10 protein-coding genes are annotated in these 11172 nt (G+C 61.1%); all 10 read left to right on the top strand.

The features are described 5' to 3' along the window. Nucleotides 1-334: 334 nt before the first annotated feature. Nucleotides 335-1660, top strand: coding sequence for an MFS transporter (locus RYB09_RS22495; protein WP_046835351.1), 1326 nt, complete (start codon nt 335-337; stop codon nt 1658-1660). Between the two features lie 170 nt (nt 1661-1830). After that, the gene (dapA, locus tag RYB09_RS22500) at nt 1831-2709 is read left to right on the top strand and encodes a 4-hydroxy-tetrahydrodipicolinate synthase (protein ID WP_058401300.1); all 879 of its coding nucleotides are present in this window, start codon (nt 1831-1833) and stop codon (nt 2707-2709) included. Between the two features lie 10 nt (nt 2710-2719). Beyond that, nucleotides 2720-3889 (top strand): iron-containing alcohol dehydrogenase, encoded by a 1170-nt coding sequence (locus tag RYB09_RS22505; RefSeq protein ID WP_316890282.1) that lies wholly within the window; start codon nt 2720-2722, stop codon nt 3887-3889. Next, on the top strand, nt 3886-5145 hold the full coding sequence (locus RYB09_RS22510) for a four-carbon acid sugar kinase family protein (protein WP_316890284.1): 1260 nt from the start codon (nt 3886-3888) through the stop codon (nt 5143-5145). The genes RYB09_RS22505 and RYB09_RS22510 overlap by 4 nt, the downstream gene beginning before the upstream one ends. Further along, a complete protein-coding gene (gene pdxA, locus RYB09_RS22515) occupies nt 5138-6172 on the top strand; it encodes a 4-hydroxythreonine-4-phosphate dehydrogenase PdxA (protein ID WP_005731526.1) in 1035 nt (344 codons plus the stop codon). Before RYB09_RS22510 ends, pdxA begins: the two co-directional genes overlap by 8 nt. 78 nt (nt 6173-6250) lie before the next feature. Continuing rightward, nucleotides 6251-7666, top strand: a complete 1416-nt coding sequence (locus RYB09_RS22520) for a sodium:solute symporter family protein (RefSeq protein WP_316890287.1) — start codon at nt 6251-6253, stop codon at nt 7664-7666. Beyond that, on the top strand, nt 7653-8777 hold the full coding sequence (locus RYB09_RS22525; protein WP_316890288.1) for a sialidase family protein: 1125 nt from the start codon (nt 7653-7655) through the stop codon (nt 8775-8777). The genes RYB09_RS22520 and RYB09_RS22525 overlap by 14 nt, the downstream gene beginning before the upstream one ends. Nucleotides 8778-8831: 54 nt before the next feature. After that, nucleotides 8832-9518 (top strand): SDR family NAD(P)-dependent oxidoreductase, encoded by a 687-nt coding sequence (locus tag RYB09_RS22530; protein ID WP_058408790.1) that lies wholly within the window; start codon nt 8832-8834, stop codon nt 9516-9518. A gap of 39 nt (nt 9519-9557) precedes the next feature. Further along, entirely contained in the window at nt 9558-10328 is a 771-nt protein-coding gene (locus tag RYB09_RS22535; RefSeq protein ID WP_230016542.1) for a DeoR/GlpR family DNA-binding transcription regulator, read from the top strand. A 293-nt stretch (nt 10329-10621) separates the two neighbouring features. Beyond that, nucleotides 10622-11172 (top strand): toxin VasX (locus tag RYB09_RS22540; protein WP_316890292.1); only part of this gene is annotated, 551 nt, incomplete at its 3' end.

Below are 11172 nucleotides of genomic sequence, written 5' to 3' on the forward strand. Positions count from 1 at the left end.
GCTCCAGCGTGGGAATGCAGTTCTGGACGCTCTGCGTCCGATCTTAAGCGGCGTCGCCAAGAGGACGCGGAGCGTCCTGAAAGGCATGCCGACGCGGAGCGTCGCACGATAGCGGTAGTGAGCTCTGCGTCCAATCTTGAGCCGCGTCGCAAAAGGACGCATAGCCACCTGATGCAGGCCAGCGGAGAGCCTTACGTTGTGCAATCACACAACGCACACCCTTCACAGCCGTGCAAAACCCCAAAGCGTTTTCATGGACACCGCCCTATGATCGGGAGTGCACCCGACAGCTCCATCGCTGCATAAAAACAACAAGCACAGAGGAACACACGCCATGACCGCTACCTCGACCCACGAGGCGGGCGACGCTGACGGCAATCATGTCTACCGTCGCATCACCCTGCGCCTTATCCCGTTTATCTTCATCTGCTACCTGTTCAATTACCTGGACCGCGTGAATGTCGGCTTCGCCAAGCTGCAGATGCTCGACGCCCTGAGTTTCAGCGAGACGGTCTATGGCCTCGGTGCCGGTATCTTCTTCATTGGCTACGTGCTGTGCGGCCTGCCCAGCAATCTGGCGCTGAACCGTTTCGGGCCGCGCCGCTGGATCGGCCTGATGATGATTACATGGGGCATCTTCTCGACCTGCCTGCTGTTCGTCACCACGCCGGTCGAGTTCTACGTGCTGCGCTTTCTGACCGGCATGGCAGAAGCCGGTTTCTTCCCCGGCATCGTGCTGTACCTCTCGCGCTGGTACCCGAACCAGCGGCGCGGGCGGATCATGGCGTTGTTCATGTCGGCCATTCCGGTCTCCGGGCTGTTGGGCGGTCCGTTTTCCGGCTGGATCCTCAACCACTTCGCCGCAGGTCAGGGCGGCATGGCGGGCTGGCAGTGGATGTTCCTGATTCAGGGCCTGCCGACCGTGGCGCTCGGTGTGCTGGCGTTCGTTCTGCTGTGTGACAAGGTCGAGGACGCTCGCTGGCTGACGCCTGAGCAGCGCCAGCGGGTCAAGACCGATATCACCAACGATGAACTGAGCCGCCCGGTGCAGGGTAAAAGCTCGGTGGCTTCGGTGCTGAGCATGCCGTTCATATGGATTCTGGGCTTTATCTATTTCTGCATTCAGAGCGGTGTCTACGCAATCAACTTCTGGCTACCGTCAATCATCAAGAACCTCGGTTTCAGCGATGCCCTGGTGATCGGCTGGATCAGCGCCGTGCCTTACCTTATGGCAGGCGTGTTCATGCTGCTGGTCGGCCGCTCCGCCGACCTGCGCAATGAGCGCCGTTGGCATTTGGTGGTGCCGATGCTGATGGGCGCCACGGGCCTGATCATCGCCGCCAACTTCGCGACAGTGCCCATCATCGCCATTCTCGGCCTGACCATCGCGACCATGGGTGCCCTCACCAGCCTGCCAATGTTCTGGCCCTTGCCAACCGCACTGCTCAGCGCCAGCGTTGCAGCGGGCGGGCTGGCGCTGATCAACTCGATCGGCCAGATGGCAGGGTTCCTCAGCCCGTATCTGGTGGGCTGGATCAAGGACCAGACCGGCTCGACCACTCTGGCGCTGTACTCGCTGGCCGCGCTGACCATCGTCGGCAGCCTGGTGGCCTTGCGAGTCAGTCGTCAATCGGCAGGCAAGGTTGCGGCGACTGCCTGAACTTAACCACATAGTTCTTTTGAGCCAGGCCATGTGCCTGGCTTTTTGATTGAACCTGTCACTTTCAGGCAGAAAACCTACCCACACGTGAAAAAAACGATCAAAACGCTTGCCAGCAATGATTGATTCAATCAATATCGTTTTACTAAAAATAAAACGAGAACCTGGCCATGCAATTTCGCGGCATCATTCCAGCTCTGGTCACACCCTTCACCGCTGATCAGCAACTCGACGAGCAGGCCCTGCGCAATCTGATCGAAAACCTCCTGAATGCAGGCGTTCACGGGCTTTTCGTACTGGGCACCAATGGCGAATTCTTTACCCTTTCCGAATCGGAAAAACTCAAAATCGCTCGAATCACTGTCGAAGCCGCGGCAGGACGTGTGCCGGTTGTGGTCGGTACCGGCGCGTTCGCTACGCATGAAGTGATTGAAATGAACAAAAAGATGATTGATGTGGGCGCAGATGCCCTGTCGATCATCACACCGTACTTCAACGCCATCAGCCAGCCCGAGCTGATCAAGCACTACACCGCCATCGCCGACGCTTCCGAGCTGCCGCTGATGATGTACAACATCCCGGCCAAGACCGGCATGTCGATCGGCATCGGTGCAGTGGCAACCCTCAGCCAGCATCCGCAGATCAAGGGCATCAAGGACAGCGCCGGCAATTTCGACGCACTGGTGCAGATGATGCAGTACCGCAGCGACAACTTTGCGGTGTTCGCCGGAACCGACTCACTGATCTACTGGAACCTGCTGGCTGGCGGTGACGGCGCTATTGCTGCAACCGCCAACGCCGTGCCGGAGGTGGTCATGTCGATCTGGAACAACTTCCAGTCAGGCAACCACGAAGCGGCCCGTGCCGCGCAGGAAGCCTTGCGCCCGCTGCGCGATGCCTTCGCGCTGGGCACCATGCCGGTGGTGCTGAAAACCGCAACGCAACTGCTCAATGTCCCGGTCGGCCCATGCCGTGCGCCCGTGCAGCCGCTCGATGCCGCCGCACTGGAAAAACTCCAGAACCTGTTGGCCGTCTACCGCCAAGCCTGAGGTAATCGCGATGTCTGCTACCTACCACTTCCAGACTGTGAAACATGTGGTCCACGGCCCCGGCAGCCTCGACCTGCTGAGCGAAAAACTGCCGCTGCTCGATGTACCTGTCAAAAGCGTGATTCTGGTTACTCAGAACGCCATGCATAACCTGGGAGTTACCCAGCGCGTCACCGAGCAACTCAGTGCGCAGAATATCCGTGTGCACATGCTTGATAACGTCGAAATAGAACCGACTCTGGAAAATATCGAGCGGGTATTCTGCGAAGATGTCGCGCCGCACGCCCCGGACGCCCTGATCGCGATTGGCGGGGGCAGCGTGCTGGATGCCGCCAAGCTGTTCGCCGTCATGCTGACCAACGACACGCCGCTCAGAGACCTGCTGGGCATCGACAAGGTGACTCACCCCGGCAAGCCTATGGTGCTGGTCCCGACCACGTCCGGTACGGGGTCGGAAGTGACGCCCAATGCCATCGTCACTCTGCCCGATGAAGAACTGAAGATAGGCGTCGTCAGCCGTCATCTGCTGCCGACGCTGGTCATTCTCGACCCGCTGCTGACCCTCAGCCTGCCGCGCCCGATCACCGCCGCGACCGGGATGGATGCCTTCACCCACTCGCTGGAGTCCTTCATCTCCACCAAGGCCAACCCGATCAGCGATGCGTTTGCGCTGGAATCGATGCGCCTGATCGCAGGCAGCATTGTCGAAGCCTGGCAACTACCGGAATCGGTTCGCGCACGTGGCGACATGCTGCTGGGCTCGATGTATGGGGGCCTGGCGCTGACCGCCGCCGGAACCGCAGCGGTGCATGCACTGGCTTACCCGCTGGGTGGCAAGTTTCACGTCACCCACGGCGTGGCCAACGCCATGCTGTTGCCCCACGTGATGGCTTTCAACCTGGACAGCTGCGCCGAACGCCTCAAACGCGCGGCACTGGTCTGCGGCGTGGCACAGCAGGACGACAGTAACGAGACCGCTGCCCACAAGCTGATCGGACAGATTCGCCAATGGACCCAGGTGCTGAACATCCCACAGAACCTGCGTGAATTCGGGGTTGCCGAAGAGCATCTGGCGGACATGGCGGTAGCGGCTTCCAAGGTCACACGCCTGATGACCAACAACCCCAAAGCCCTCAGCCTGGATGATATTCAACAACTGTATCGGTGCCTGCTGCCATGAGCCGCGCCGAATTTCCGGGCCTGCTGATCATTGCTGACGACCTGTCGGGGGCAGCCGATTGCGCGGCGGACTTTGCTTCACGGATCGACACTCATGTGGTCCTGACCGGCAATGCCAAAGACTTGTCGGGGGTGATCGCCATTGATGCCGACTCACGTCGCCTTGACCCGCAACAGGCCGCCGAACAGAACCGCGCAGCCCTGCAACAGCAGTCCCGAATCGGGATGGCGCTGTACAAGAAAATCGACTCCACACTGCGCGGCAACGTCGCCAGTGAGGTCGATGCCTTGCAAGGCCTGCGCGGCATGGCGCTGGTCGCTCCGGCGTTCCCGGCCATGAAACGCACGACCGTTCAGGGTGTGCAATTGATTGACGGTGTGCCGGTCGATCAGAGCGATGTCTGGCGCAACGAGAACCTGCAAGGTACCGGCAACCTGCTGGATCTGTTTGTCGCGCAGGGCCTGCGTACCCAGTGGCTCGGCCTGGACACCCTGCGTGATCCTTCACGGCTCAAAATCACGTTGCGCAACGCACTTGAACAGGGTGTGCAGGCGCTGGTCTGCGATGCAGAGCTGGACAGTGACCTGCTGCAACTGGCCCAGGCATCGGTGGCCTGGCATGACGAACTGTTCTGGGTCGGCTCGGCCGGGCTGGCTCGCCATCTACCGCACGCCTTCGGGCTGGCCGAAGCCTTGCCGATCAAGGTCGAGCCGCGTTCACCGGTGCTGACCGTGGTAGGCAGCATGTCCCGGCATTCTCAGGCCCAGGCCGACCGGCTCGCACAGGCCAGCAAGCCACTGTGCCTGACACTGCAACCGGCAATGTTAATCAATGAAGATGCGCACTCCGAGCGCGCCGCAGCGTACCTGCAACTCCAAGAACATCTGACCGACGGGCGAGATGTGCTGGTACGCCTCGATCAACAACAACGCGACCCGGCGCAGGCGGCCACATTGAGCAACGCGCTGGCGCAGTGGCTGGCCCCCGCCCTGCCCCATGCCGGTTCAGTGGTAGCCACCGGTGGCGAAACCGCCAGAGCCATTCTGATTGCAGCGGATATCAAACGCTTGACCCTGTTTGGCGAACTGGCCACCGGCGTGGTTCTGGCCGAGGCCCGACTGGGCAAGCACACGTTCAATGTCGTGACCAAAGCCGGGGGGTTCGGCAACCCCGACACCTTGCTCACCGCCTGGCAACTGCTCCATGCACCGGCTGCGACCGGCACCCCTTTCAACGAGGAAGCTTCCTATGTCTGAGCGTCTGTCTGAACGTCCCGTCATTGGTATCACCATGGGCGACGCCGCCGGGGTGGGACCGGAAATCATCATGAAAATGCTCACCCACGCCTCGGTGTACGCCACCTGCCGTCCGCTGGTGATCGGCGATGCCCAACGCCTGGAAGACGCCAACCGCATCGTCGGCAGCCAGTTGCGCGTCAACAGCATCGCCAGCCCTGCAGAAGCCCGTTTCACCCAGGGCACGGTGGACTGCATCGATCTGGGCCTGATACCCGCTGACCTGCCCTACGGCAAACTGTCAGCGGTGGCCGGCAATGCAGCCTTCCGCTACATCGAGCGCACCGTGCAACTGACTCAGGCCGGTGAGCTGGACGCCATATGCACTGCCCCGCTGAACAAGGAAGCGCTGCACGCAGGCGGGCATATCTTCCCCGGCCACACCGAAATGCTCGCGCACCTGCTGGGCATCGAAGAAGTCTCGATGATGTTGATGACCCCGACCTTGCGCGTCATTCACGTCACGACGCACATCGGCATCATCGACGCCATTGCGCGGATCGAGCCAGGGCTGGTCAAGCGCACCATCGAACGCGCCCGGGAAACCCTGATCCGCGCCGGTATCGAAAATCCGTTGATCGCGGTGTGCGGCATCAACCCGCATGCTGGGGAAAACGGCCTGTTCGGTTATGGCGAGGAAGCCACCAAGATTCAGCCCGCAATCGATGAACTGCACGCCCGCGGCTGGCGCGTCGAAGGCCCGCTGCCCGCCGACACGCTGTTTTTCCGCGCCGGACGTGGCGACTTCGATGCGGTGGTTGCGATGTACCACGATCAGGGTCACGGCCCGGTCAAGGTCATGGGCCTGGAAGCCGGCGTCAACGTAACCATCGGCCTGCCGGTCATTCGTACCTCGGTGGACCACGGCACCGCCTTCGACATTGCCGGCAAAGGCATTGCCGACGAACGCAGCCTTATCGAAGCCATGCGCCAAGCCGTGGAACTGGCAACCCGTAAACGCGACACCCGCAATTCCATCGCCGTCTGAGGCCGCTGCACTGACTGCAGCGGCCTAACCGAGCGGCACCCCATAACGCGCCAGAACAACAACAATGGAGCGAGACTGATGGATACCTTCAACGCGCAAGACACCTCGATCATCATCGGCATGGTGGTCGTCTATATCGTCATAACCACCTGGATGAGCATGCGCCTGCGCAGCAAGACCAGCGAGCAATACATGGTCGCTTCGCGCACCATGCCCGCCTTCGTCGTCGGCGTGCTGATGATGTCCGAGTTCATCGGTGCCAAGTCTACGGTCGGTACGGCACAGGCCGCATTCGAGAGTGGTTTCGCCGCCTCCTGGTCGGTGATCGCCGCTGCCATCGGCTTCCCGCTGTTCGGCCTGTTGATGGCGCGCAAACTGTATAGCTCCGGCGAGTTCACCATTTCCGGCTTCATCGCCAAAAAGTACGGCACCTCCACCAAGCTCGCGGTCTCGATCATCATGATCTACGCGCTGTTGCTGGTGAACGTCGGCAACTACGTCAGCGGCGCGGCAGCCATTGCCACGGTCCTGAAAATCAACCTGACCACCGCGGCGTTCATCACGGCGATCATCAGCACGCTGTACTACGTGTTTGGCGGTCTGAAAAGCGTGGCCTACATGAGCATCCTGCACACCGGGGTGAAATACATCGGTGTATTGATCGTACTGGGCGTGGCGCTGAAAATGACCGGCGGCTTCAGCCCCGTGGTGCAGAACATGCCCGAGCATTACTTCACGTGGGACGGGGCCATCGGCGGCTCGAAAATCGTGGCCTGGATCATCGGCACGGTCGGCGCGATTTTCTCCACGCAGTTCATCATTCAGGCCATCTCCTCGACCCAGAATCAGAACGCGGCACGCCGCTCGACCTTCTACGCCTCGCTGCTGTGCATCCCGATTGCCCTGGCGCTGGGCTTCATCGGTGTCGCCTCCAAATACCTGCACCCGGAAATGAGCAGCCTGTACGCCCTGCCGATCTTCCTGCAATCGATGAGCCCGGTATTGGCTGGCGTGGTGACCATCTCGCTGGTTGCCTCGATTTTCGTCAGCGTCAGCACCGTGGCACTGGCCATCGCCTCGCTGGTGGTCCGTGACTTCTACGTGCCGTGGCGCAAGCCGTCGGTGGATCAGGAGTTCAAAACCACCCGCCTGATTGCACTGGTGATCGGTTTTGTGCCGCTGTTCTTCGTATTCTTCGTGCCAGAGATCCTTAACCTGTCGTTCTTTACCCGTGCCCTGCGCCTGTCTATTGCCGTGGTCGCCATGATCGCGATCTACCTGCCGTTCTTCGGTTCGGGCCGAGGCGCTACCCTGGGGTTGATCGCTTCAGCCATCACCACCAGCGTCTGGTATCTGCTGAACAACCCCTACGGCATCGACAACATGTATATCGCGCTGGTGACACCGGCTATCGTCATTGCCATCGAGCGACTGCTGCCGCAGTCCGCGTCGTCCAAACCTGCTCAAACCGAGGTTCCCCATGCCAACCGCTGATACCCGCCAGGACGCGTTCCTGCCAACGCCTTACGCGCAGAACCATGCCGCGAACCTGCACGAGCTGGCCGACGGCACGCTGCTGTGCACCTGGTTCGCCGGTACTCAGGAGGGCATGGCCGACATCTTCGTGCTGCTGTCGCGCCGCGACCCGGCCACCGGCGTCTGGAGCGAGCCGCAGAAGATGTCCGAAGATTCGTCCCGCTCGGAACAGAATCCGATTCTGTTCCAGGCACCCGGTGGCCCGTTGTGGCTGATCTGGACAGCACAGATTTCCGGCAATCAGGAGACCGCCATCATCCGCCGTCGTCTGTCACTGGATAACGGCCAAAGCTGGGGGCCGATTGATACCCTGTTCGACGAGCCCGGCACCTTTGTGCGCCAGCCGCCAGTGGTGCTGGATAACGGCGACTGGTTGCTGCCGGTCTGGTACTGCATCACCGGGCCCGGCGAAAAGTGGGTCGGCAACCATGATGTCAGCGCGGTGATGATCTCCAGCGATCAAGGGCACAGCTGGTCGCGCCATGACGTGCCGGACAGCACCGGCAGCGTGCACATGAATGTTCATCAATTGCCGGACGGCAGCCTGCTCGGCCTGTTCCGCAGCCGCTGGGCAGACTTCATCTACAGCAGCCGCTCAACCGACCGTGGCCGCTCCTGGAGCGCCCCGACGCCGACCGAACTGCCCAATAACAATTCGTCGATCCAGTTCGTGAAGCTGGCGACCGACGAACTGGCCCTGGTCTACAACCCGGTCAGTGCCGAGGGCCACGCCCAGCGCCGGGCCTCGCTGTACGACGAAATCGAGGATGAGGGCGACGACCGCGTCACACCGGGCGCACGTCAGGACGGCAAGGCAGCGGTGTGGGGCATCCCCCGCGCACCGATGAGCCTGGCGATCTCCCGCGACGGCGGGCACAGCTGGCCAACCCGGCTGGATCTGGAGCTGGGTGACGGCTTCTGCCTGACCAACAACTCGCAGGAAAAGCTCAATCGCGAGTTCTCCTACCCCAGCATCATTCAGGCCGCCGATGGCAGCCTGCACGTCGCGTTCACCTACTTCCGGCAGAAGATCAAGCATGTTCACCTGCCGCTGAACGCGATCCGCTGACCCACCCGCGTCGATTGGCCTGTTGCCGATCGACGCCTTTGCGGAACCCATGTCATGCCCGAACCGATTCAGTCCGTACTCGTCACCGGTGCCAGCTCCGGCATCGGCAAAGCCATTGTCACGCGCCTGCTGGAACAGGGCCTGCGGGTCACCGGTCTGAGCCGTCGTGCGCCGGACCTGCAACACCCGAACTTCACTTGGCGCGAGTGCGACCTCAATGACTTCGCCGCGCTGGACAAGGCGCTGCAACAGACGCCGCACATTGATGCGCTGATCCACGCGGCAGGCTTCATGCGCACCGCGCCGCTGGGCGAGCTGAACGACGCCGATGGCCAGGCCATGTGGCATCTGCATGTCGCCGCTGCCAGTCACATGGTCAACGCGCTGTACCCGCGGCTGCGCGCCGGTTCGCGGATTCTGATGATCGGCAGCAGGACCATGCAGGGTGCCGCCGGACGCAGTCAGTACGCTGCCACCAAAGCGGCGCTGCAAGGCATGGTTCGTTCCTGGGCCATCGAACTGGCGCCACGCGGCATCACCGTCAACCTGATCGCCCCTGGTGCCACCGAAACGCCCATGTTGCTGGCCCCCGGACGCAGTGGCACGCCACCGCGAAAGCCGCCCATCGGCCGCTTTGTGCAACCGGATGAAATCGCCGGTCTGGCGGCCTTTCTGCTTGGCCCCGACGCGGGTGCAATTACCGGGCAAAGCCTGGTGGTGTGCGGCGGTGCGTCGTTGTAAGGTTGCATCCCGTTTCCAGGCTTTAACGCAAGGGCTGTAATGAAAGTCGCCAACCGTCGTCAAGCGATACTCGAACTGGTTCTTTCCGGCAAATCCAATGTGGACGAGCTGTGCGCCCAACTGGGCGTCTCGGAAGCCACCGTACGCCGCGACCTCACAGCCCTGGCCGAAGATGGCTTGATCCTGCGCACCTATGGCGGCGCGGCGCATGTCGGCCAGCGCGAACCGGAAACCTCGCTGGAAGAGCGCAGCCGCCAGCACAGCCAGGAAAAAATGGACATCGCCCGTGCCGCGCTGGCGCATATCAACGATCACGACACGCTGTTTCTTGAAGGTGGCACCAGCACCAGCGCACTGGCGCACATTCTCAACCAGCGACGCGGGCTACATGTAATCACCAACAACCTGTTGGCCCTCAGCGATCTGGCGTTGATACCCGAAGGCCGTATTACCGTGCTGGGTGGCACACTGCGGGCATCGAGCATGTCGACTTATGGTGTGGCGGCGCAGGCAGCGCTGGAACACCTGAGCGCCGACAAACTGTTCATCAGTGCCGACGGCGTGGTGGCCGAACTGGGCCTGTGCGAGGCCAGCGCCGAGCAGGCGTACCTCAAGGAAAACATGCTGGCGCGTGCCGCACAGGTCTTCGTACTGGCCGACGTCACCAAGCTGGGCCGCGCGCGTCAGCAGCACTGGACACCGTTACGCCAGCCCTGGACGTTGATCACCAACCCGGTGGATGACGAGTCACTGCTCGCCCCATTCAGGGCTCGCAAGAGCATTCAGGTGGAAATTGCCCTGCCCGGCTGACTTCACGCTCATGGCATAAAACCGTGATGTGCAAATTCTTGCGCATCACCTGACCGCTGAAACTGGTCACGCCCCATACACAAAGCCCTCCAGCACCTAAACGAGCTTGCGCATACATGCGCAAAAGCCTGCGCAATATTTCGCATTTTTTGCCTGATTATTGAGCTTTTTTTAAGTTCTTAAACGCTATCCATCTGTTTTTAATAGAAAAAAATATTATCGGCACACATCTTGGAATGTACTTCTGCATACGGCAGGCGAAATTGCCCGCTTCTGCGCAGAGAGTTTCCCGCATGACCGATAAACACGGCACACACCAGCAACGACGCGCCGCACTGTTCCCCAAGACTCCGGCGACGGCCATCAGCCTTTGCCCGTTCAAAGGGCCCAACGTCGCTATCGTACCGGTGCGCTACGCGCTGGATAGATCCCGCTACGACGCCGCGCCGGAGCAACTGAAGCCGTTGCCGAAACAGGGCAAATGGGCTCTGATGCCGACACTGAAAACACGCAGCTACACCCTTCGCCAGCTGTATGACGGCTACGTCTATGTGTTCGACGAAACGGCCGGGACGCTGCATGAATATGTCGTTTCAGCAAACAACGGCCATCTGAGCCGCATCGTCTGGACGGACGCGCAGATCGGCAGTGACCAGCGAAGCGGTGCCAGTGATGGCAAGCCCTTTCTGCTCTACCCGAGACGTAACACACTGCACATCGCCTTTTCCCCGCAGCAATGGACGTGGCGAATTTGCGAGCATATGCGCTCCAGCGCCCCAAGCCGTGCGCTGTGGATGAAAGTACTCGACCTGGCCAGTTACTGCATCACCATGGCCGAGCCGGA

It is taken from the genome of Pseudomonas syringae group sp. J254-4, assembly GCF_032586855.1.
GTDB lineage: Bacteria > Pseudomonadota > Gammaproteobacteria > Pseudomonadales > Pseudomonadaceae > Aquipseudomonas > Aquipseudomonas amygdali.

Excerpts from the sequence above, each read along its gene's own strand:
- RYB09_RS22510 (WP_316890284.1), top strand. The coding sequence starts at position 3,886 with ATGAGCCGCGCCGAATTTCCGGGCCTGCTGATCATTGCTGACGACCTG.
- RYB09_RS22525 (WP_316890288.1), top strand. The coding sequence starts at position 7,653 with ATGCCAACCGCTGATACCCGCCAGGACGCGTTCCTGCCAACGCCTTAC.
- RYB09_RS22535 (WP_230016542.1), top strand. The coding sequence starts at position 9,558 with ATGAAAGTCGCCAACCGTCGTCAAGCGATACTCGAACTGGTTCTTTCC.
- dapA (WP_058401300.1), top strand. The coding sequence starts at position 1,831 with ATGCAATTTCGCGGCATCATTCCAGCTCTGGTCACACCCTTCACCGCT.
- RYB09_RS22530 (WP_058408790.1), top strand. The coding sequence starts at position 8,832 with ATGCCCGAACCGATTCAGTCCGTACTCGTCACCGGTGCCAGCTCCGGC.
- RYB09_RS22495 (WP_046835351.1), top strand. The coding sequence starts at position 335 with ATGACCGCTACCTCGACCCACGAGGCGGGCGACGCTGACGGCAATCAT.
- pdxA (WP_005731526.1), top strand. The coding sequence starts at position 5,138 with ATGTCTGAGCGTCTGTCTGAACGTCCCGTCATTGGTATCACCATGGGC.
- RYB09_RS22520 (WP_316890287.1), top strand. The coding sequence starts at position 6,251 with ATGGATACCTTCAACGCGCAAGACACCTCGATCATCATCGGCATGGTG.
- RYB09_RS22505 (WP_316890282.1), top strand. The coding sequence starts at position 2,720 with ATGTCTGCTACCTACCACTTCCAGACTGTGAAACATGTGGTCCACGGC.